This window comes from Desulfosporosinus meridiei DSM 13257, assembly GCF_000231385.2.
GTDB lineage: Bacteria > Bacillota > Desulfitobacteriia > Desulfitobacteriales > Desulfitobacteriaceae > Desulfosporosinus > Desulfosporosinus meridiei.
The window spans coordinates 2,285,492-2,306,823 of record NC_018515.1; the positions used below are offsets into that span (position 1 = coordinate 2,285,492).

Here is a 21,332-nt window from a genome sequence, read left to right on the forward strand (position 1 = left end):
AATAATCATGAATTTAATGGGGATTGAGGGATATATTTGAAAAAGATTATTGGAATATTTCTGAAGGGCTTACTCGTTTTAACACCTATTGTTCTGACATTTTACATTCTCTATAAGATGTTTATAGTAACTGATGGTTTATTTAAGGGGATTCTGGAACGAGAGGGGTTATACTTTCCGGGTCTTGGCGTAATAGTCACCTTGGCAGCTATTTTCTTGGTGGGAGTATTGGCTTCAAACTGGCTGACGAACAAAATACTCAATTACTTGGAAAAAGTTCTCATTAAGGTTCCGCTGCTAGGAAATATCTACGGAATTATTAAAGACACTGTAAATTCTTTTTCTTCAAATAAAAAGGGATTTTCTCGTTTGGTAAGAGTTTCTTTGTCTGAGGACATTAAACTTCTTGGCTTTATTACCAATGATGAAGAAAGTGCCTTTATTCCTAAAGGTTATGTGGCTGTTTATCTGATGCAAAGTATGCAATGGGCAGGGAATTTAATCTTAGTGCCGAAGGATCAAGTGCAACTGATTGATGTTTCTTCAGAGGAAGCACTAAAGTTTATTGCTTCTGCGGGACTTTTGAATAAACCCGTCTCCCCAAGCAACCTCAAAAATTCAGACTTACCCAATGGGTAAGTCTGAATTTTTCCCTGCGGAGGGATCATTTTCGAATTTGCTGATTTTTACTCAGGTAAAAAAGTTGCACAATCCGTCATGTCGGTACTTTTGGCATTTTGTGGTTGAACTTCAATTTTATCAGCGTAGCAGTGATCCCCAGATCCGTAATAATGGCATGTGTTTACAACACATTTAATCCCACCGTTAGGTTGAGGCATTTTATTGGCACGTCCAGTCATTTCAATTCCTCCTAGTAGCTTTTTTTAAGACTCAGGTAAAAATGTAGCACAGTCTGTCATTTCAGTGCTCTTAGCATTAGGGGATTGAACTTCGATTTTTTCGGCATAGCAGTGATCGCCGGAACCATAATAATGACATGTATTAACTACGCATTTAATTCCTTCATTAGGTTGAGGCATTTTCTTAATTTGCATTGTTGAACATTCCTCCTTTGTTTTTGAATCCAAAAGTATTGTTTCCGATTTGCCACTTTTAATGAATACCAATATGATCCAAATCAGATTCATACTTATGAAATAATTTATCTTAAATCTAGAAAGACTAGCTTAAACCATGCTATTCACTGAAATTTGCTTATGGTTTTGAGCTTTTATTTCTTTCTAGTAGAGGAGGGTTTAATGTGGATATTGATGATAAAAAACTAAAGCCATTTAAAGCTAAAGCTTTAGAGTATATAAAGGACAAGGATAAATCTATGGGCTTATTAAATGAAGCAATTCAGAAGGCCTCAGCACAGAGGAATCGATTAGGTGAGGTTTGGGAAAAGCTGCATTTGTTATTTGGTGTATTCAGAGACTGGCTTAATGGCAGCTATAAGGAACTTCCCAAACGATCGCTTTTCATGATTGTCTTAGGCATTGTCTATTTTGTATCTCCTATAGATGGTGTTTTCGACTACATTCCTTTTGGTGGATTAATTGATGATGCAGCAGTGGCTGGCTTTGTTATATCTCAAGTGAGTGCAGATCTTGAAAAATACAAGCTGTGGAAAAAGCAGGTTAATTCTGAGATTGAGTCTGAGGAAAACCGGGAAAATTCGAGCTAGCAAATGGTGGAACTATATTTCTTGATGAAATCGGGGATATGCCGATGCATCTGTCATACCTCTATGTAGGTGGACGGCATTTATAGAATAATTCGAGCTTGAGAATGGACTTTCCAATCACAACTGAGTTGAAATTATGTTTTCTATCCTTTTTTATGTAATCCACCTAAGGACAGGATAACCAATCCGCCAAAAACCAGAATCATCCCAACTTGAGAAAGAATAGATAATTTTTCTTTAAGCAGAAACAATCCTAATGCCGCTGCTGTAACTGGTTCCGCAAGGGATAAAGTTACTGCTTTGGGAAAGGGTATTTTGGCTAAACCATGTGAAAACAAAACATAAGCCAGAGCTGTGGTCACTAATCCCAAATGAAGGGCAACACCTGCACCTGGGATAGTTTTCAGCCACTCAAGGTTGTAATAAAAAAGAAAAGGAGAAAGTAGAAGTGCCCCAATGAAGAATACAATCCCGGCAACAGCTTCCGGAGGGTAAGACATTAGTAGTTCCTTGCTGATTGCGGCATAAAGCGCATAAGAGGCACCAGCTCCCAAGGCCAGGATGACGCCAATGGAGTTCAACGCTAGTTTCTGGCCGCCAGTAATTAGCAGAATACATCCAATAACTGCGAGTAAGGTGGCTGCTGTCCACTTAATCCCTGGGTTTTCTCGCCGTAAAATCAGAGATAGAAGCCCAGCGAACACCGGTGCACTACCAATAGTCACTACTGTCCCCACAGCCACTCCCGTTTTTAAAACTCCGGCAAAGAAGAAAAGCTGATAAGCAGCCATACACCCGGCTGCGAGGAATGTGGTTCCCTTGAACCAAAGGGAATTTCCCACCAAAGCTCCCCGCCGCCAGGCAAAAATTAAAAGAGCCGCTCCTCCTACCGCCAGGCGAACCGATCCGATGGACAATGGCGATACGCCGGGAGGGGCAAAGAATTGGGCTGTGCCTGTTGTTCCCCAGAGCACCGCCGCAGCCAACACTAAGCTAGAGAACAAAGTTTCATTTTGCTTCATTATTTTCTCCTTTAGCTGATTTCACAATTTGTCATAATATAGTAAAAGAGCAGCTTCTTTTTAGATAATAATAAAGCAAAGTCATAAAGTTATTTTCACCGGGATTAGGATTTTTTTTAGCGTATCTTCATATTGTTCCGCCGGTATTCAGCTGGAGTTATACCTTCGATTTCTTTAAATACCCTATCAAGAGAAGACTGGTGGACATATCCGACTTCCCAAGCAATCTGTAAGATATTAAGACTTGTACCAAGAAGCAGTTGTTTTGACTGCTCAATTCTCACTTTTTTCAGATATGCCATCGGGGTACAGTTCATAATGCCTTTGAACCATGAACAAAAATAACTAACGGTGTAATGTTCTAAAGAAGCGAGCTTCTCCAGGCTTATCTGTTCGTTATAGAATTTCTGAATATATTTAACTGACTCCGGAATCTGATATTCTGTCAAGTAGGTATTAAAAAAATGAAAAAGAGAACTGATCCTGGATGATTCGATTTTACCTTGACCAGCTTCACTTAAAAGAAGGAATCTAATGGCCTTCCATTTCTCATCCATTACATAGTTTTGTCCACTTGGAAAATTGTCCAATACACCCAATTGAAACATGAATCGGGGAATATCCAATACTAGAAATTTGTTGTTCTGCTTCGCCCAGAAGGTATGCTGGCAGGAAGGGGGAAGTAAAAACAAACGGGCCTCATCTAACTCTAATTCCTTACCGGCGGTCTTTATGTTCAGAACTCCCTGAAGCGGCAGTATTAACTGTACAAAGCTGTGGTCATGGGTGTTCATGACTTCGGTATATGTCCTATTTTCACAAATTATTCTATTATCCACTGCTGCCCCACCTTTAAAAAGCATTAGGGTGACCATAACACACTTCGATTATATATTATATTATAGGGTTCATATACAACTACCCCGGTTTTAATTAACTGGACAAACAGGCTTGTTACGATCAATATATAATTAACAAATTTGAGTTTAATGCTTAGTACCTTCGAATGACCATGATAGACGTTGAAAATGCTTAATTTTGGGTATTTCATATTTGTAATGGATAAGGAAGAAAACTATAATGTTAGGTTCATTTGCGGGGAGAGAATAATATTATTGTTCAAATTCGCCGACGCAGGCGAATTTGAACATTTTTGATTCCGCCTTTTTATAACGTTAATTACAGATAGGAAAATTAGAGAAATGGGACTCAACGCGAAAATTCCCATAGCGAATTGCAAATCCTAAATTGAGAAACCTTACAAGATTTGAACTTTGATGAATTTAGAAACTGTAAAAATGAAAGGAGGGCTGAACGCCAGAGAAACAAAGACCTATATCAGAATAGGTGTTGGTTTTTTGTTTCTTGATTTTTTATAAGTTCGGAGAACATAGCTTAAAGGAAAAATATAGATAAGTGTAGAAGCAATAAAGTGTGGGAGGATATTCAAGGGACTACAGGCAAAAATTTATATATGGGGTGTAAATTTGAAGTGTGGGAAGTATTGTATACTTAGTTTAAAAAAGTCTTGTAATCCTTAGCATCTTGTATTAAACTACGATTAATTCAATAGTTTAGTTATAGGTGCCCTTTAATTGAGGGTGAATAGGGAACCGGGTGAGAATCCCGGGCGGACCCACCACTGTATAGAGGAGACTTATGCATTTGCCACTGGGAAACCGGGAAGGCGCATACTGTCGGTGATTCTAAGTCAGGAGACCTGCCTATAATGTTGGATTCATGAATTAAGGTAAAGTTCATGGTCAATTCTCTTGTTAATATAACAAGAGAATTGACTGTGAACTTTTTATTATCTTCGGAAAGGGGGAAGGAACGGAATGGGATTTCTGGGTAGGGATGTTGAAGTTGTTTCTATCAACGAAACCCAATATCTGCTGGCTGCCTGTGACTCATGCGGGGCAATTGGTATGAAAGACTTAGATGCCTATAAGATTTCTTGGTTCATTACAGGGAAGTTGACCACAAGGGTCGCTCTTTTAGAAGTTATATCTACCGGTGGTGTAGCCCAAATGATCACTGTGGCGATTTCCAATGAGCCGTCTCCGGCGGGGGATGAGCTAATAAAGGGGGTGAAGGACGAACTGGAATCGGCTGGATTAGCCGACCTGCCCATTGTGATCAGTACGGAAAAAAACATGCCTACTCAACAGACAGGTCTGGGAGTGAGCGTCATTGGTGTTGCTGAAAAGTCAAATTTGCGCATTGGTACTTCTCAACCAAGGGATTACGTCTATTGCCTGGGACTGCCTAAGGTAGGCCCGGAACTTAGCGATCCAGAGGATCCGGAAATTGTTAACGTCAAAAGTGTCCGAGCACTTATAAAAAACTCATGGATTCATGACATAATACCAGTAGGTTCAAGGGGCATACGATTGGAGGCAGAACAACTTGCAGCCTCTATCAATACTCGCTTGCAAGTTGAACAAAGCTGTACCCTGGATTTGGGAAAGTCAGCCGGTCCGTCTACATGTTTGATTTTTTCCTCGGCAGAGGTTTTAGATGCGAACTATATTAGGGAGTTAAACTTGCCTTTAACAAGAATCGGCGAGTTGGCTTAATTTTAGGAGGGAATTTTATGCAAAGCTTAGGAAGAGAAGAACAGGAATTGAAACTATCTCCTTGGAATGTAAAAAGACTATCTATCATGGCAATTTTTATTGCCTTAAGTGCGGTTGGGGCACTTATTAAGATCCCCAGTCCCGTTGGTACTATCGGGATGGATTCCGCACCCGGTTTTTTTAGCGCTTTAGCCTTTGGGGGAACCACCGGAGGGATTGTCATTGCTTTTGGCCACATGTTGACCGCAGCTGTAAACGGTTTTCCCATGAGTATTCCTGTCCACTTATATATCGCTTTACAAATGGCTTTATGGGCCGTGGCTTACCGCTGGGTGAATGAAAAAATCGGCTTGATTCCTGCGGTCATCGTCGGAATACTCCTTAATGGTGTGGTATCCGCTTTTGCTATGCTGCCTATGATGGGGATGGGAGGAGTTTTAGGATTGTTGCCTTTCCTGGCTGTTGGGGCAGCTTTAAACGTGATTATCTCCGCTGTTGCATATAAAGCAATTAAAGGAAGCCGGCTCATTTAAGCTTGAGGTGAAAAATATTGATAGAACTTAAGGATCTTTCTTATACTTATCCAAATGCTTCGGAGCCCAGCCTGAGAAACATCAATCTCAGCGTAGAAAAAGGGAAATTCGTTGCGTTGCTGGGTTCCACAGGAGCGGGTAAAACTACTTTGAGCTTATGTTTGAATGGGCTGATTCCCCAACTTTTAGAAGGGAAACTATCCGGCCGGGTGCGTATTGCCGGAAAGGACGTGGGCAAGACTGCAGTTCAGACTTTAGCCAAGGTATTAGGACTTGTATTGCAGGATCCGGAAACCCAAATAATCGGGAGAAGTGTTGAAGAAGACACTGCCTTTGGCCCTAGGAATTTCTTGGTGCCTGCTACGGAGATTGAGCAGAGAGTAGATCAAGCCTTAGCAACGGTTCGCCTTACAGGATATAACCACCGCTTAACCGAGGAGTTATCTGGCGGTGAAAAACAACGCCTAGCTATTGCCGGGGTCCTCGCCATGGAACCTGAAATACTGGTCCTTGATGAGCCAACTTCAGAACTCGATCCCCTTGGAAGATCAGAGATCTATGATACCTTAACTGCTTTACGACGGAAAAAGAATTTAACGATTTTACTTGTCGATCATTCCACTGAGGAATTGATGGATAAGGTTGATGAGGTTGTTGTACTTAACCAGGGGGAGTTGGTTTGGAGAGGAGTTCCATCAGATCTCTTCCGAAATCTGCCTCTCTTGCGTAGGTGGGGAATAAAGCCCTTGCCCGTTAGTGAGATTGGCTGGGAGTTCTATGAAAGAGGGTGGATTTCTTTGGCGGAAATCCCCTTAGACATTCCTGCTGCGGAAGGTTTGATTAGAAAGTTGTTACCGACATACGGAGCTAGGCCTAGGCATCCTTTAGAGCGAGAAAAATATCTGGGGAAATCTCAACATCAAAGTCAACAAAATGGAGAGACCTCTCTTTCCATGCGGAAACCTAATCTTTCTGAGAAAGTCCTTGCCGTGGAAATCAAAGATCTAACCTACCAATACAACTCAGGTTCACCCGCTTTGAGAGGAATAAATCTAACAGTTAAGTCCGGCGAATTCCTAGCCTTGATCGGGCAAAATGGGGCGGGCAAAACCACCTTAGCGAAACATTTCAATGGACTCTTGCAGCCCACCGGCGGCGAAGTCATCATAGAAGGAATGAACACCCTGAGAGTTGATACCTCGGAATTGGCTAAAATCGTTGGCTATGTCTTTCAAAATCCCGACCATCAGATTTTCTCAGCGACTGTTGAAAAAGAATTAGAATTTGGTCTTAAAAATGCAGGTTATCGGGGTTCGGAGATTAAAAAGCGAGTTACAGAGGTTCTGGAGTATACAGGTCTGGAACCCTATCGCAGTGTTCATCCTTTCAGTCTGGGAAAAGGTGAACGGCAAATGATTGCTGTGGCTTCCATCTTAGTATTAAAACCAAAACTACTGATCATCGACGAGCCAACCACTGGGTCAGACTGGTCCGGGGTTCAGAAGATGATGGCTTTGATACAAAAGCTCCACTCAGCAGGGACTACCATCATCATGATCAGTCATGACATGGATTTAGTGGCTCAATATGCCAAGCGGGTCATTGTCATGAAAGATGGGGAGATTTCCCTGGATGGTACTCCCCAGGAAATATTTTCTGATGAAGAAGTGCTGCGGGAATCATTCCTTGCAGCCCCCCAACTCTGTAAGCTATCCTTACAGTTGAAGGATGTTCTGGGGCCTCAAATCTTTGTCGAAGCAAGTGAATTTATAGGGTTGTTTGAAAGCGGGGAGCAGAGGGGATGCTAGAATACTTGCCAGGGGATACCTTGATCCATCGACTAGACGTACGCACCAAAATGCTGGGATTTCTAGGGTTTATTATTGTATCATTTCTTTTTCAAGATCCAGTGTTTCAGCTTGGGATCCTTTTGTCGGCAGGACTAATAGCTCTATGGATAAAAATTCCCTTAAGGAAAATCTGGGGAATGATGATTCCCTTGATTCCCATCATCATATCGATTATTCTAATCACAGGGTTTACCTTTGCCCCGGAGCGTTTTGAACGGGTCTCCAGCCAAGCAATCCTCTTTTACGCCCTGCCCGGAGAAAGAGTAGGGGCTACTGTGGGTGGATTTATGATGGGAACTACGTTTATCCTGCGCTTAATTAGCATGATGATTACTTCATCAGTGTTGATGTTGACCACATCTCTGGAGGATTTTACTCAATTTTTTCAAAAGATGAAGGTTCCAGCCGAGGTTTCCATGATGTTAACTATGGCAATACGCTTTATTCCTACGTTGGATAAAAAACGTCGGCAAATTTTAGAAGCCCAAAAAGCTCGGGGAACAAAATTCAAGGAGAAGGGGATCATCGGTTCTATTCGTTCCTATCTGACCATTATGATTCCCATGTTTATTAATTCGATCATAATGGCGAATTCCTTGTCAATGGCCATGCTGAATCGTGGTTATGGCTTAACGAGAACCTGGACAACCATGGGCCAAATTACCTTTAATTCAAGGGATTACTGGACAATGGCTCTTATAGGTTTAGGATTGGGGATGGCCTTTTATGTGCGATTTGGCTTGCAGCTAGGAGTTCTTTGATAGAGACAAACTAACCTAATACATAATAATTGGGAAGTAGTTTGCATGGTGTTAGTACATGACCTATACTTTATTTAAGATAATTCATATCTACCTTCGATAGAATTCATACCAAGTGAACCTTTGGATTAATTGATGTGGGAGAGAAAACCATGGCAAGAGATAAAGATCGACATACTTGGCGAGAAGGATATACCACAGGAAGTTGTGCCGCCGGGGCGGCAAAAGCTGCCTGCCTCCTCTTGAGAGGAGAGAGTTTGGCTGAGCAGATTGAGATACCGCTCCCCAGTTCAGCCCGGCTGACTATGCCCATCCATAGTGGAGAAATCCATAACTTGGAAGGGAGAGCTTGTATTTTAAAAGACGGCGGAGACGATGCGGATATTACTCATGGCCTGGAGATTCAGGCCCTTGTGCGGTTAATCTCACCTCAGGGAGAGGTTCTTATTCGCGGAGGCCGGGGAGTTGGAACGGTTACTAAGAAAGGCCTGGCCATTCCCGTTGGAGAAAGTGCCATTAATCCTGTCCCCAGAAGGATGATCAGGGAAGCAGTCCGGGAGGTTTTCCCGGTGGAAGAAGTTGAAATTACTATCGAAGTTCCTGCCGGAGAAACCACGGCCTTGCGCACCCTTAATCCCAGGCTGGGAGTGATTGGAGGAATCTCCATCCTTGGAACAAGCGGGATTGTTCGGCCCATGTCTGAAGAGGCCTTTAAAACCTCGATCCTGCCGGAGTTGGATCAGGCTGTAGCTTATGGATATAAAGCCATTGTGCTTACTCCAGGGCATTATGGATTCAGAGTAGCGACAGAGGGCTTTAAAGTTCCCCCGGAGGCTGTCATTCAAATGAGTAATTTTGTGGGCTACATGCTGGAAGAAGCAGCTTATCGGGGTATTGAGGAGGTCATTCTCTTAGGGCATGTAGGCAAGCTCATCAAAGTCTCGGCTGGGATTTTCCACACTCATAATCGGGTCGCCGATGCTCGAATGGAAATCTTGCTCGCCCATGCTGCCTTAGCAGGACTCAATCTAGACAGCTTGAAGTATCTGGCTGAGTTTCCAACCACCGAAGGAGCAACCACTGAACTCTTGCAAATGGGTGAGCAAAAGCTGCTTCACCACTTGGCCCATTTGGCAAGTGAAAGAGCCCAGGCCTTCACCTTTGGGCGACTGAGTGTGGGGACAATTATGACCTTATTAGACGGACAGCCTGTGGGTTGGGATATGAAGGCCCGAAGAATCGTCGAGGAACAAGGGTGGGCCTGGACAAGTGAAATTTAGTTAAGTGAAACGCATGAAAGGTGGTAAATAGAAGCGGCGTGAGAGGTAAGTCCTCTCACGTCGCTTTTATTATCACTCTTCTTATTTAGATTTAGAGTATTTCGTCAGCACTTGATTTTGAAAATCATCCATAGTCATTCCAACCTGCTCTAAAAAAGATTCCGTAAACTGTGTCTTCTCATTAGTACTTAGGTCTTGGGCCTTGGGAATTCCTTTAAGCAAAATATCCGTTATGACCTTCTCACCTTTAGTTTTTATTAATTCGTAAACCATCATAAAGGATTCATTATAAGCTATATCACTGGCAGTTTCGGATTCTGTATTTTTCTCCCATTCGATATAACCCATTAAATCTTGTAAGGGGATCGCGGAATTCTTTAAGTCCGGAAACTCAAATTCTACATCTGTGAGATAACCTTCAGATCCATAATAAACTGCCAGTCCTTCATCGAACCATCGGGGAATGTCTTCCTTCAGGTTGTTTTCTGCCAGAAATCCTCGGATATAATAATGAGTATATTCATGCTCAAGGGTATGGATAATTTCTTCTTCATAATTCAGGTCTTGTAAATCCAGATCAAGGGAGGAAGTCTGGTAGATTTCTTCACTGACCTTTGTATTGGCCATATGAATACTTTTGTTGATATATAAGCCTAAAAGCCGTTGACTTTCGGCAATATCGTTACTCTTGCGAAACTGATCTAAATCATTGTATAGTATAAGTTCTATGGGGAAGGGTTCCTTGACATCAAACATCTTGTTTAACCGCTGTTCAATCTCGGGTATAACTTTTACTAATTTCTCAGCTAATTCTTTATCCTCTGTGAAATAGTAAACTGTTAAGCGATCATTAGGGCTTAGACTATCCAGGCTGTTAATATACTCTGCACTAGCTTTATTGGAGGAGATTTTTCGGGCCAAGTCTTTAATAAACTCAATTTTCTCCGAATTAGTTATCCTGTCTTGACTATTCTCATTCAGGAGCACCTGGGCCATAGCAGATTGACCGACACCTAATAAGAAGAAACTGGCTAGACAAGATATTAAGATGGCACTCCGAAAAAGCAAAGACCTTCGATTAGGTATTCTAAGGAAGTTAATTTTCCCTTTGATTAAACCAAATAAAACAATAATGATTAACGGCAGGCATAGGAAAAGTGTAATAACCAGTACATTTTCTAAATTACTATTGCTTGGAAGGTAAAAAAATACGATTAATCCTGCAAAAACTGTAAAAGCAATAACCCAAGATAAATAAATTAATAAAGATTTAAGGATTCCAATAATTTTTTTAGCTAAAATAGAAGCCCACTCCCTTTTTAATTTATAAATTTACAGCTTCATCAGTTTAGCAATGAATCTTGCTTTGCGCTAGAGGTATCCATTGGTAATCCTCACTGGCAAGAAAGGCAATTATTAGGCGCGAACTTGAAATGCAGATAAAATAAGGACAGAGGTGTGTTCACCTGAATCTATCACCCTCTGTCGGTTCCTTTGTTAAGGAATTAGAGATTAATTTAATATATCGATAAAAAAATAGTTAAAACCTGCCTTTCGCCTTTCGTCCTCGTTCTCCCTTGATTGTATTGCGGCATAAAAATAACGCTACTCAATAATTCTTTGTTGCAAAACGATAAATAATGTATTAGAATACAACTATCAAATAAGAGAGGTGCTATTGATGAAACGAGAAACATTCTTTTTAAAGTTAGTGGTTATTCTAATGAGTCTTCCTGTCCTTGCTTTATGTATTTTTGTGGTGCCTGAAATAGCTGAATTTTTTGCGGAGTTAAATCCAACGTTAGCTTATTTGCAATATCCCTTTCAAATGGGGTTGTATGTAACGGCGATAGTATTTTTCGTTGCCTTGTACCAGGCCTTAAGACTTTTAAGCTATATTGATAATAACCAGGCGTTTTCGGAGTTATCTGTAAAGGCTTTAAAGAATATCAAATACTGTGCCATCACCATCAGTTCTTTATACGTGGTATTTATGCCACTCATCTATCTCATGGCTGAGGTAGATGATGCCCCAGGCATTATAGTAATCGGAATGGTCATTATTTTTGGTTGCAGTGTGGTTGCGGTTTTTGCCGCTGTTCTGCAAAAACTATTAAGAAGTGCCATAGAGATAAAGTCTGAAAATGATTTAACAGTCTGAGGTGAATAAGATGGCGATTATAATTAATATTGACGTGATGTTGGCTAAAAGAAAAATGAGCGTTACAGAACTTTCGGAGAGAGTTGGAATAACAATGGCTAACCTTTCTATTCTAAAAAATGGGAAAGCCAAAGCGATTCGATTAACAACGTTAGAGGGGATTTGTAAAGCTTTAGAATGTCAGCCTGGAGATATTTTAGAATACAAAAATGACCAAGACAATTAATGATAATCAAGTTGGGATCTTTAAGTAAAAAGAAAGGGCAATGGAATGAAAATTAAATTAATCCAGCCAAAAATGAGTCTTAGACCCATGGATTCAGAATTTAAACGCTTAATGTCACCTTCCTTGTCCCTATTAGTATTAGCTGCTCTTACTCCGAAGGAACATTCAATAATCATTGAAGATGAAAATGCTAATCTACTTAACTTAGAGGATTCCCCAGATCTAGTTGGAATTACAGTGAATATTGATACTTCTAATCGAGGGTATCAAATTGCTGAGTATTATCGCAAGAAAAAGGTCCCAGTCATCCTGGGCGGGATTCATGTCAGTGCAAATCCTGAAGAAGCCTTACAGTTTGCGGATTCTATTTGTATCGGAGAGGCTGAAAACCTTTGGCTTGATATTCTTTCCGACGTAAGTCTAGGTCAACTAAAACCTAAGTATTATTCCACGATAATAGCTGATCCCAGCAAAATACCTATTCCACGCTGGAGTCTAACTCCCTCTGGAAAATACCTCTATACTAATATCATTGTTGCCAGCCGTGGATGCCCCTTTAAATGTGAATTCTGCTATAATAGCTGCGATTATGTACATCATCAATATCGCAATCGGCCAATAGCCAATGTCCTTGAGGAGATAAAACAGCTAAAAACCAAACACGTCATGTTCATTGATGATAACCTTATTGGGGATATTGGCTGGACCAGAGCATTTCTTGAGGAAATTAAACCCCTTGGTCTCAAATGGAATGCAGCTGTATCTGCTAATATACTCAATCATCTGGATGTATTAGATCAAATGCAAGAGAGTGGTTGTCAAAGCCTATTTATTGGCTTCGAGTCAATTAATGAACAGTCCATTCGAAGTGTTCAAAAGTTCCAAAATAAACGAGAAAATTATGAGCGCTTGATTCATGAGCTGCATAAGCGAGGTATTATGGTAAATGCCAGCCTTGTCTTTGGTTTTGATCATGATTCTCCCCAAGTTTTTCAAAACACTCTGGACTGGTTGGTTAAAAACAAAGTCGAAACAATGACAGCTCACATTCTCACACCGTATCCAGGTACAATTTTATATGAAAGGTTCTTTTCAGAGGGAAGGATTGTTGATTTTGATTTAAGCCATTATAACACTGCCAACGTTGTCTTTTCCCCTAAACAGATGAGTCAGAAAGAATTACTAGAGGGGTATTTGTGGATTTACAAAGAGTTCTACTCATTTAAAAATATTTTTAAAAGAATACCTGACCATCCGAAGCAAAAAGTGCCATATCTGTTATTTAGTTTAATCTATCGTAAATTTGGGAAATTAATTTCTAAAATTGCTAGTTTGGGTTTTATGAGTTCTGTTGGTAGATTAGCAAGGAAGCTTTCTTATCATATTGAGTAAGCTCTTAACCGAAGAACAGTGGCTTGTTTACTTACAACATGCCACTGTTCTTCGGTTCTATTTTCTTTCCTTATGAGTTAAGAAAAAACATCCTGCAAATCTATTATAAGATCTTGAAAAATGCCTACGACGATTGAATCTTCCTCAATATACACTTCCGGGCGGCTAAATTTTCCTTACTTAGTAAGTTGGAAAACCGAAATAGTCTTTTCCTCCGGGTGAACGATCCAGTACTCACGAACCCCAACTTTTTCATAAAGATTAAATTTATCTTTAAGGTCTTTTTGAAACGTAGAGGGTGAAGTTATCTCAATAACCAAGTCTGGACTTCCTATACAACCCCGATCGTCTAATTTATGTTTGTCACAAATGATTACAATATCAGGTTGTACGACAGTAGATGTTTGATCAGCACTCTCATGTACTTGGGGTAAACGTACATCGAAGGGGGCAGCGTAAACTCTGCATTGTTTTCATTTCATATAATTGTTGAATAGAGTATGTAACTGACCAGAAATCTCTTGATGCTTACGAGAAGGGGCGGGAGTCATATTGTAAGCTTTGCCGTTAATTAATTCCCAGCGCTCATCATCTGGCCACGTGAGGTAGTCTGGGTATGTAAACAATCGTTGATTGTACTTTAGATTCTTACCCAAGGAAATCCCTCCGTTCCATTTATTTCCTATCAATAATCTAACATATCCGCTTACGTAGAACAAGAACATAATAAGAATACCGGAATGACATGTATTTGAATAAACTTTGTGAATATTATAATGTTTTTAACAAATTATTTTGAAATAGAGGAATTTAGTATATACTTATAGAATAACTCATTATTGTTAAGACTCAATTTGTTAAATTAATATTGTTATGCTTAAGGTTCCTTTGAATTTAAAGGATCTAAGAGGGGAAGTCGGTGAAAATCCGGCGCGGTCCCGCCACTGTAAACAAGGAGTTTTCTTCGCCTAGTTGTGTTATTAGACATGATTAATGGAGAGAATGATGATCTGAAGCCAGGAAACCTGCCTTAAGTAGCATCACCAACCTACGAGCGATAGGAGATGTGTGTGTTTATTTGGGTAAACCATACGAGCCGCTCAGGCTCGTTTTTTTATACTATACTGAAAAAAGCGAAAATAGACCGAAGCCGCCTGACAGAAGGCTAACAAGTACTAAAACATCAACATTAGGGAAGAAGGGTAATGAATGTTACAGGTGATCGGCATTGGCCCTGGGAGGCCGGAATGGTTGCCACCCGCGATTAATGAACTTGTGAAGAACTGCGAAATCTTGATCGGAGGATCTAGGGCTCTGGAACTCTTTCCAGATTTCACGGGACAAACCTATGTCCTGTCCGGTAATCTGGCCAGGAGTATAGAAGTGATCCGAAGCGCATTAACGGAAAAGAACGTTATTGGAGTTCTCGTCTCCGGTGATCCAGGGTTTTTTAGTTTTTTACCCAGACTTAAGAAAGAGTTTCCCGAGGAGAGGATCGATGTACATCCGGGGATTAGTTCTCTGCAGTTTGCCTTTGCCAGAGCTGAGCTTGCTTGGCAGGAGGCAGACTTTGCCAGTGTTCATGGCCGCGAGCTGTCAGTATTACCTCAAGTGATAACCCGTCCGACAGCGGTTCTGACCGGTGGGGAAAACACTCCCCAGGCAATTGCTCAATTTTATCTGGAGCAGGGAAATAATCCGCAGATATCCATAGGAAATGCCCTGGCTTATCCGGAGGAATTTTGGGCAACAATGGATGCAGAGAAGTTGGCTCAGGAAGAGACCTTGCTAAAGAATGCCATTGTCATTCTTCATCCGGATTCTAAGCAAACGAGTATCTCTAATAACCAACCATCTGATTCCTATCCCCCTAAGAGAGGTACAAAGTTAAGTCTGGGAATACCAGACGAGGAGTTCTTAAGGGGCAAGGTTCCCATGACCAAAGCGGAAATCCGCGTCCAAGTCCTGGCCAAAGCCCAAATTTCTACAAAGGATCGCGTTGTAGACATCGGTGCGGGCACGGGGAGTATAAGTATTGAAGCTGCCGGTCTGGCTTCTGAAGGTGTGGTATACGCCATCGAACACAATACGGAGGCTCAGGAACTAATTCTAGCTAATCAAGAAAAGTTTGCAGTTCCAAATCTTCGGCTAATTCCAGGAGCCGCTCCCGATGTCTTCGGAGAGCTGCCTCCGGTGGATGTCTGTATCATCGGCGGCAGCAGCGGCAGACTGTCGGAAATACTACAAACAGTTCCCCTGATTAAAGGGGGAAGGATCGTGATCACAGCAGTAACCATAGAAACTGTTGCCCAAGGGTTAAAATTGCTCACGGATTACAACTATCAGGATATTGACACGATTTCTATTCAAGCTGTCCGCTGGAAAACAGTACAAACCTTGCATATGGCTCAAGCATTGAATCCAATCTTTATTATCTCAGCAAGAAAAGGGGAAAAGTGATGAATATATCATGGGGGAAATTCTATGGAGTCGGAGTCGGTCCCGGTGACCCTCAACTCTTGACCTTACAAGCTGTCGAAGTACTAAAATCCGTCGATTTAGTAGCCGTTCCAAAATCCAAGATGGATCGAGAAAGTGTGGCTTGGGATATAGCTAAAGTTCATTGTCCCTCAGATGCTCGTTTAATGGAACTAGAAATGCCGATGACTGCTGATCAGCAGGTTTTAGCAAAAGCTTGGCAAACTGGAGCTGAAGCCATTTTGGCAGAATTAAAGCAGGGTAAATCAGTAGCCTTCATTACCTTAGGCGACCCATCCCTGTATAGTACCTACAGTTATTTGCTTAATATTCTTCAGGAACAATTACCCCAGGAATGCATTAAAACTATCCCCGGAATAACAGCCATGGCTGCCGCAGCCGCCAAGATTAACCTGCCGCTGGCCACAGGGGATGAACCTCTCCTTATCTTACCAAGTACGGAAGATGTGGGAGACTACCTGAACTTCCCTAATCTAGTCCTGATGAAAGTCTCCCGCAGGCTTCCTGACATTTTGACGTTGTTGGAAAAACGTGAGAGAAAGGCAGTTTTGCTGACTCGTCTCGGACAAGCTGAAGAGAGAATTCGTTGGGAACCTAAGCCCGAGGATTTCAAATCGGAAAAAGTTGACTATCTCAGCCTGTTGCTTGTCAAAAAAGATTTATTGGGGAGGGAAAACAGTGAGCCAAAAGAAAACTAGCCAAGGCCAAGTGATTTTTGTCGGAGCCGGTCCGGGGGATCCTGAGCTCATCACACTCAAAGGAGCCCGGGCTATAGAGGGTGCAGACCGGGTGATTTATGCCGGATCGTTAGTTAATCCGGAATTACTGGGGATGTGTCGTCCGGGTGTCCCTTGCCATGATAGTGCTCATCTCACTCTAGAAGAAGTTGTGGCCCTCATGCTGGAGGGAACGAATAACGGAGAGACAGTTGTTCGCCTTCACACCGGAGACCCCAGTATGTATGGTGCTATTAAGGAGCAATTCGAATACTTAGATAAACAAGAGATTCCCTATTCTGTCATACCGGGAGTGAGTTCAGTGTTTGCAGCTGCAGCAGCGGTAAAGAGAGAATTTACTCTGCCGGATATCAGTCAAACCTTGATTCTAACTCGTTTAGCCGGTCGAACTCCTGTACCGGAGCGTGAGGCACTCTCTAAATTGGCTCAGCATCAAGCCAGTATGGCGATTTTCCTAAGTGTTCAAGACATGGGAACTGTGGTCAAAGAGTTGCTGGATGGGGGGTACCCTGCCTCAACTCCTATTGCCGTTATCGCTAAAGCAAGCTGGCCGGATGAAGAGATTCTCTTGGGAACCCTAGAAACCATCGTGGAAAAGGTTAAAGGGGCAGGAATCCGTAAACAGGCGCAAATTCTGGTAGGAGATTTCTTAGATCCTGCCAAGGGTTATGCACGGTCAAAACTCTACGATCCGACCTTTACCCATGAATACCGACAAGGGACAGATAAGTAAGTGAACACCGAAGCCAATAAGGTCACGACAAAAAACCACTACCAAGACTTTGATGGCATGGATAATCCTCCAAGCGGGAAAGCAGCTCTTTTGTCCTTAACTGACCGAGGCTTGGATACGATCCTGCGTATTGGCAAGACTTTACCGGATAATGTTAGATTTGAGGTTTATCTTCATGAAAAGGTACTCCGTCCGGGAAATAACCATAATCGACAAGCCCAAACCCAAGGCCAATCTCAAATTCAACTACAAACCTTCAGCCACTTAAGGGATGTTGTTCCTCGCCTGTGGCAAGAATCAGCAGTGCTGATCTTTGTCATGGCAACAGGAATTGTGGTGCGTCAAATAGCTTCTTTAATAGAAGGAAAAGATCGAGACCCAGCTGTTTTGGTCTTAGATGAGGAAGGGGAATTCGTAATTCCTTTGCTGTCCGGTCATTTAGGGGGCGCTAATACTTGGGCTAGGAAAATTTCCACACAGATTGGGGCAGTGCCCGTTATTACCACTGCTACGGATGTAAGAGGAATGGTGGCTCCTGACGAATATGCCCGTAGATTTGGCTGGAAGGTAGAACCGGTTCATCATTTGCCGGAGGTCAACAGCTTATTATTAAACCGAGAATATCTTAAGGTCTGGGCCAAGTATCCCTTAAAGCCAGAGCACCATGCCTTCACAAAGGATACTCATTATTGCTTCTTAACTGAAAATGAAAAGGATCAAGCTAATGTTATTATTGATGCTTTTCCTAATTTGTCGCTTAAAAGGGATTGTCTATATTTAGTCCCCCCGGTTTTAAGTGTTGGGGTAGGATGCAGACGAGGGGTTGCCCAGGAGGTCATTTTGGAGCGTATAAAAATGGCTGTAGAGCAACTCGGAGCTTCCCTTAAAGCCATCGCCGGTATTTATAGTATTGACCTTAAATCTGATGAAGTGGGACTGATTGAAGCAGCTAAATGCTTGAAGGTTCCCTTTAAAACCTTTCGTGCCGATGAACTGCAAAGAGTTAATCTTCAAGAACAATTAAGTCGATCAAATTTTGTAAGCGAAAAGATAGGAGTGGACGGTGTATGCGAAGCAGCGAGTTTACTGGGAGCCCAAATGGGGAGGTTAATTCTGCCCAAGACCAAGGGGCAGGGAGTAACGGTAGCCATCAGCATAGAAAACTATATGTCGTAGGTCTAGGGCCAGGGGATCAAGAACATATGACGGCAAGGGTTCAGTCGGTCTTAAATGAAGTTGAGTATATAGTGGGGTATAAAACCTATGTAGACCTTATCAAACCCTTTTTAACCCATCAACAAATTGTCGCCACAGGCATGCGTCAAGAAATAGATCGCTGCCGTGAAGCTATTCGTTTGGCAGCTGAAGGACATCGAGTTGCTGTTGTTAGCAGTGGAGATGCAGGGGTTTATGGTATGGCAGGGATTATTCTTGAATGTCTGGAACAAGAGAACCTTCTAGATATGCCCTTAGAAATCATCCCGGGAGTGACAGCAGCCTCTGCCGCAGCTTCAATGTTGGGTGCCCCATTAATGCATGATTTTGCAGTAATCAGCTTAAGTGACCTGTTAACTCCCTGGGAAGTTATTGAGAAACGAGTTCGCTTAGCAGCAGAAGGTGATTTTATCTTCGCCCTTTATAACCCTAAGAGCAACGGTCGCCCTCAGCATATTGAGACAGTACGGGAGATTATTTTACGCTACCGTCGTCCGGATACTCCGGTGGGTCTGGTTCGTGAAGCCTTGCGCGGAGAGGAATCCAGTGTTGAGATTACTACCCTGGAAGATTTCACAAAGTACAAAATTGACATGCTTACCACAGTTATTATTGGAAACTCTCAAACTCGGATTGTAGGACCTTATATGGTAACTCCCCGAGGATATAAGCTGTGAGGCTTTTAGTTTTAGCAGGAACTGAGGATGGCCGCGAACTGGCCAATGCTCTTAAGCAACGGGGGCATGAGGTGTTAGTTTCTACACTGACTCCTTATGGAGCGGAGTTAGCCCAAGAACAAGGATTGCAGACCCGTTGGGGAGCTATGGATGAAGAGAAGCTAATCAACCTTTTGAAATCAGACGATTTTACCGCCTTAGTGGATGCCACTCATCCCTACGCTTTACGGGTTAAAGAAATGGCTAAAAAGGTTTGCTTAGATTTGAAGATTCCTTACCAACGCTGGGAGCGATCAGAACTGGAGTTACCAGATCATCCTCTTATTTATTGGGCAGAGGACATATCCGGTGCCGCTCAACTTTCTGCCAAGTTAGGACAACGAATTATGCTGACGACGGGCAGCAATGGGTTGCCGGAATGGGTTTCTCATCCGTTAATGCAGGATAAATCCCTTTACGTCCGTGTTCTTCCCACGTCTGAGGTGTTGATGCGCTGTGAAAAATTAGGTTTAAAACCGAATCAAATCATCGCTGCTCAAGGCCCCTTCTCCCAAGAATGGGATGAGGCGATGTTCAAGCAGCTAAAGATCGAAGTCGTGGTGGCTAAAGAAAGTGGAAAAATAGGCGGTACCTTCGAAAAGGTAGAAGCCTGTCTTAATTTGAACCTTCCTTTAGTTCTTTTGAAACGACCGGCGGCAGAGATAGCTTCAAATCAACAAACCATTACAGAATTTATTAAACATTTGGAGGTAATAACATGAAATCAGAAATTATTATTCTAGGGCACGGCAGCCGTCGAGCAGAAGCAAACGAAGGACTTTTAGTAGTCGCTGAAAAAGTAAGCAGAATTATTGGGCAGCCTGTAACCCCCGCTTATATGGCTCATGACCACCCGAGCTTGCCGGAAGCGGTAGAGGCTAAAATTGAAAGTGGAGCAAAGCACATTGTTATAATGCCCCTCTTTCTTTTCCGTGGGATGCATGTGACTGTTGATATTCATGAAGAACTGCGTGAGATTCGGGAACAGCATCCCGAGGTTGAGATAGTCTTCACCAGAGAACTGGGAGCTGACGACGGAATTGCAAGTTTAGCCAGTCTTCGCATTAAGGAGGCTCTCGGCGAATGACAGCAGATTTTATTTTAGACCCCGGTCAAATTGAATCTGAAAGCATGAAGATTATTCGGGCAGGACTTACCCGTCCTTGGTTAGACACGGACCTCCCGGTTGTTGAACGCATCATTCATACTACGGGGGATCCTTCTTTAGAATCTGCAATTGCGATTCACCCGGAAGCAATTGCGTGTGGTCTTCAAGCATTGAAACAGGGTGCCACTGTCATTACCGATGTAGAGATGGTTAGAGCAGGAATTTCCAAGGAAAAGCTGAAATCCTTGGGCGGGACGGTAGAATGTTTTCTAAACACTCCCGGAGTTCCCGAACAGGCTAAAGCCTGGGGGATTACGCGTTCCATGACCGCATTTCGGATGAATGCCGAAGGTTTGAAAGGTTCCATTGTAGCCATTGGAAATGCCCCAACGGCTTTGCTTGAAGTTCTGCGTCTTGCAGAAAATCCCGAGACTCGTCCGGCCTTGATTGTCGGAATTCCCGTTGGCTTTATTGGAGCCAAAGAGTCAAAGGATCTCCTTTGGGAACACCAAGAGTTCCCGTCGATTACCGTACTAGGAACCCGGGGCGGCAGTCCAATTGCGGCAACAGTGGTTAATGCCTTGATTTATACGGTTTTAAAGCAAAAGTAAATTCATTAGAAAATGAATAATGGGTCGCTGGGGGCAGGGCGGATTCGCCCACATCCGATCACCAGCATTCCGAGGCTCGCCTACTCGCTTGCATGGGAGCTTCGCCAAACCTCTGGGCAATACCTGGAGTGAACCGTGGCTCCGCTATCCCACGCAAGCCTTGCAGTCCGTTACCGCCTCTCCATGCAATGGGTTCACTCCTGTTGGACGAATCCGCCCTGT

23 protein-coding genes, 2 pseudogenes and 2 riboswitches are annotated in these 21,332 nt (G+C 42.5%); of the genes and pseudogenes, 19 read left to right on the top strand and 6 right to left on the bottom strand.

All coding sequences use genetic code 11. From position 1 onward, the window contains the following. Nucleotides 1-36 precede the first annotated feature (36 nt). Entirely contained in the window at nucleotides 37-639 is a 603-nt protein-coding gene (locus DESMER_RS10495) for a DUF502 domain-containing protein (RefSeq protein ID WP_014903025.1), read from the top strand. Nucleotides 640-686: 47 nt separating this feature from the next. Here DESMER_RS10495 and DESMER_RS23000 read toward each other — a convergent pair whose 3' ends face one another. After that, nucleotides 687-860, bottom strand: coding sequence for a DUF1540 domain-containing protein (locus DESMER_RS23000; protein WP_014903026.1), 174 nt, complete (start codon nucleotides 858-860; stop codon nucleotides 687-689). 24 nt (nucleotides 861-884) lie between these two features. Further along, on the bottom strand, nucleotides 885-1,055 hold the full coding sequence (locus DESMER_RS23005) for a DUF1540 domain-containing protein (protein ID WP_014903027.1): 171 nt from the start codon (nucleotides 1,053-1,055) through the stop codon (nucleotides 885-887). 206 nt (nucleotides 1,056-1,261) lie between these two features. Here DESMER_RS23005 and DESMER_RS10500 point away from each other — a divergent pair, with 206 nt between their 5' ends. Both DESMER_RS10500 and DESMER_RS24925 read left to right on the top strand, forming a co-directional pair. Then, nucleotides 1,262-1,687 carry a YkvA family protein gene (locus DESMER_RS10500; RefSeq protein ID WP_014903028.1) on the top strand — a complete coding sequence of 142 codons (426 nt, stop codon included), beginning with the start codon at nucleotides 1,262-1,264 and terminating at the stop codon, nucleotides 1,685-1,687. Next, nucleotides 1,663-1,740, top strand: a pseudogene (locus DESMER_RS24925) (sigma 54-interacting transcriptional regulator); the annotation flags it as partial. The gene DESMER_RS10500 and the pseudogene DESMER_RS24925, both read left to right, overlap by 25 nt. Before the next feature lie 90 nt (nucleotides 1,741-1,830). Here the strand turns inward: DESMER_RS24925 and DESMER_RS10505 are convergent. Beyond that, a complete protein-coding gene (locus DESMER_RS10505) occupies nucleotides 1,831-2,709 on the bottom strand; it encodes an EamA family transporter (RefSeq protein WP_014903029.1) in 879 nt (292 codons plus the stop codon). Nucleotides 2,710-2,825: 116 nt separating this feature from the next. Further along, nucleotides 2,826-3,548: an AraC family transcriptional regulator gene (locus DESMER_RS10510; RefSeq protein ID WP_014903030.1), complete on the bottom strand. Its 723-nt coding sequence runs from the start codon at nucleotides 3,546-3,548 to the stop codon at nucleotides 2,826-2,828. 726 nt (nucleotides 3,549-4,274) lie between these two features. Beyond that, nucleotides 4,275-4,451, top strand: a riboswitch (cobalamin riboswitch). A 96-nt stretch (nucleotides 4,452-4,547) separates the two neighbouring features. Between DESMER_RS10510 and DESMER_RS10515 the strand changes: the two genes are divergently transcribed. The 5 genes from DESMER_RS10515 (at nucleotide 4,548) to cbiD (ending at nucleotide 9,712) form a co-directional block, all read left to right on the top strand. Further along, on the top strand, nucleotides 4,548-5,288 hold the full coding sequence (locus tag DESMER_RS10515; protein WP_014903031.1) for a hypothetical protein: 741 nt from the start codon (nucleotides 4,548-4,550) through the stop codon (nucleotides 5,286-5,288). A 17-nt stretch (nucleotides 5,289-5,305) separates the two neighbouring features. Then, the gene (locus DESMER_RS10520) at nucleotides 5,306-5,821 is read left to right on the top strand and encodes an ECF transporter S component (RefSeq protein ID WP_014903032.1); all 516 of its coding nucleotides are present in this window, start codon (nucleotides 5,306-5,308) and stop codon (nucleotides 5,819-5,821) included. A 17-nt stretch (nucleotides 5,822-5,838) separates the two neighbouring features. Next, on the top strand, nucleotides 5,839-7,629 hold the full coding sequence (locus DESMER_RS10525; RefSeq protein WP_014903033.1) for an ABC transporter ATP-binding protein: 1,791 nt from the start codon (nucleotides 5,839-5,841) through the stop codon (nucleotides 7,627-7,629). Further along, the gene (locus DESMER_RS10530; protein ID WP_014903034.1) at nucleotides 7,623-8,432 is read left to right on the top strand and encodes an energy-coupling factor transporter transmembrane component T family protein; all 810 of its coding nucleotides are present in this window, start codon (nucleotides 7,623-7,625) and stop codon (nucleotides 8,430-8,432) included. The genes DESMER_RS10525 and DESMER_RS10530 overlap by 7 nt, the downstream gene beginning before the upstream one ends. Before the next feature lie 152 nt (nucleotides 8,433-8,584). Next, entirely contained in the window at nucleotides 8,585-9,712 is a 1,128-nt protein-coding gene (gene cbiD / locus DESMER_RS10535; RefSeq protein ID WP_014903035.1) for a cobalt-precorrin-5B (C(1))-methyltransferase CbiD, read from the top strand. Nucleotides 9,713-9,793: 81 nt separating this feature from the next. Here cbiD and DESMER_RS10540 read toward each other — a convergent pair whose 3' ends face one another. Further along, on the bottom strand, nucleotides 9,794-10,708 hold the full coding sequence (locus DESMER_RS10540; protein WP_014903036.1) for a gluzincin family metallopeptidase: 915 nt from the start codon (nucleotides 10,706-10,708) through the stop codon (nucleotides 9,794-9,796). A 685-nt stretch (nucleotides 10,709-11,393) separates the two neighbouring features. Here DESMER_RS10540 and DESMER_RS10545 point away from each other — a divergent pair. The 3 genes from DESMER_RS10545 to DESMER_RS10555 are packed head-to-tail and all read left to right on the top strand — an operon-like array spanning nucleotide 11,394 to nucleotide 13,491. Beyond that, the gene (locus tag DESMER_RS10545) at nucleotides 11,394-11,873 is read left to right on the top strand and encodes a DUF2975 domain-containing protein (protein ID WP_014903037.1); all 480 of its coding nucleotides are present in this window, start codon (nucleotides 11,394-11,396) and stop codon (nucleotides 11,871-11,873) included. 10 nt (nucleotides 11,874-11,883) lie between these two features. Continuing rightward, entirely contained in the window at nucleotides 11,884-12,099 is a 216-nt protein-coding gene (locus DESMER_RS10550; RefSeq protein ID WP_014903038.1) for a helix-turn-helix domain-containing protein, read from the top strand. A 45-nt stretch (nucleotides 12,100-12,144) separates the two neighbouring features. Further along, nucleotides 12,145-13,491 (top strand): B12-binding domain-containing radical SAM protein, encoded by a 1,347-nt coding sequence (locus DESMER_RS10555; protein ID WP_014903039.1) that lies wholly within the window; start codon nucleotides 12,145-12,147, stop codon nucleotides 13,489-13,491. 77 nt (nucleotides 13,492-13,568) lie between these two features. On the opposite strand, the pseudogene DESMER_RS10560 reads toward DESMER_RS10555, so the two are convergent. Further along, a pseudogene (locus DESMER_RS10560) lies at nucleotides 13,569-14,147 on the bottom strand (Uma2 family endonuclease). A 207-nt stretch (nucleotides 14,148-14,354) separates the two neighbouring features. Then, nucleotides 14,355-14,538: riboswitch (cobalamin riboswitch) on the top strand. 162 nt (nucleotides 14,539-14,700) lie between these two features. Between DESMER_RS10560 and DESMER_RS10565 the strand changes: the two are divergent. From DESMER_RS10565 to DESMER_RS10600, 8 genes are read left to right on the top strand one after another with little or no spacing between them, the layout of a single operon-like run. Continuing rightward, nucleotides 14,701-15,951 carry a bifunctional cobalt-precorrin-7 (C(5))-methyltransferase/cobalt-precorrin-6B (C(15))-methyltransferase gene (locus DESMER_RS10565; RefSeq protein ID WP_014903040.1) on the top strand — a complete coding sequence of 417 codons (1,251 nt, stop codon included), beginning with the start codon at nucleotides 14,701-14,703 and terminating at the stop codon, nucleotides 15,949-15,951. Continuing rightward, nucleotides 15,951-16,688, top strand: coding sequence for a precorrin-2 C(20)-methyltransferase (cobI, locus tag DESMER_RS10570; protein ID WP_014903041.1), 738 nt, complete (start codon nucleotides 15,951-15,953; stop codon nucleotides 16,686-16,688). The genes DESMER_RS10565 and cobI overlap by 1 nt, the downstream gene beginning before the upstream one ends. Further along, nucleotides 16,669-17,460, top strand: a complete 792-nt coding sequence (gene cobM, locus DESMER_RS10575; protein ID WP_014903042.1) for a precorrin-4 C(11)-methyltransferase — start codon at nucleotides 16,669-16,671, stop codon at nucleotides 17,458-17,460. Before cobI ends, cobM begins: the two co-directional genes overlap by 20 nt. Nucleotides 17,461-17,517: 57 nt before the next feature. Further along, nucleotides 17,518-18,636, top strand: coding sequence for a cobalt-precorrin 5A hydrolase (locus DESMER_RS10580; RefSeq protein WP_042334440.1), 1,119 nt, complete (start codon nucleotides 17,518-17,520; stop codon nucleotides 18,634-18,636). A gap of 26 nt (nucleotides 18,637-18,662) precedes the next feature. Then, the gene (cobJ, locus tag DESMER_RS10585) at nucleotides 18,663-19,352 is read left to right on the top strand and encodes a precorrin-3B C(17)-methyltransferase (protein WP_014903044.1); all 690 of its coding nucleotides are present in this window, start codon (nucleotides 18,663-18,665) and stop codon (nucleotides 19,350-19,352) included. Further along, nucleotides 19,349-20,113, top strand: coding sequence for a precorrin-6A reductase (gene cobK, locus DESMER_RS10590; RefSeq protein WP_014903045.1), 765 nt, complete (start codon nucleotides 19,349-19,351; stop codon nucleotides 20,111-20,113). The genes cobJ and cobK overlap by 4 nt, the downstream gene beginning before the upstream one ends. Beyond that, on the top strand, nucleotides 20,110-20,478 hold the full coding sequence (locus tag DESMER_RS10595; RefSeq protein WP_014903046.1) for a sirohydrochlorin chelatase: 369 nt from the start codon (nucleotides 20,110-20,112) through the stop codon (nucleotides 20,476-20,478). The genes cobK and DESMER_RS10595 overlap by 4 nt, the downstream gene beginning before the upstream one ends. Further along, complete coding sequence (locus DESMER_RS10600; RefSeq protein ID WP_014903047.1) at nucleotides 20,475-21,110, top strand: precorrin-8X methylmutase; 636 nt, start codon at nucleotides 20,475-20,477, stop codon at nucleotides 21,108-21,110. Before DESMER_RS10595 ends, DESMER_RS10600 begins: the two co-directional genes overlap by 4 nt. Nucleotides 21,111-21,332: the final 222 nt, after the last annotated feature.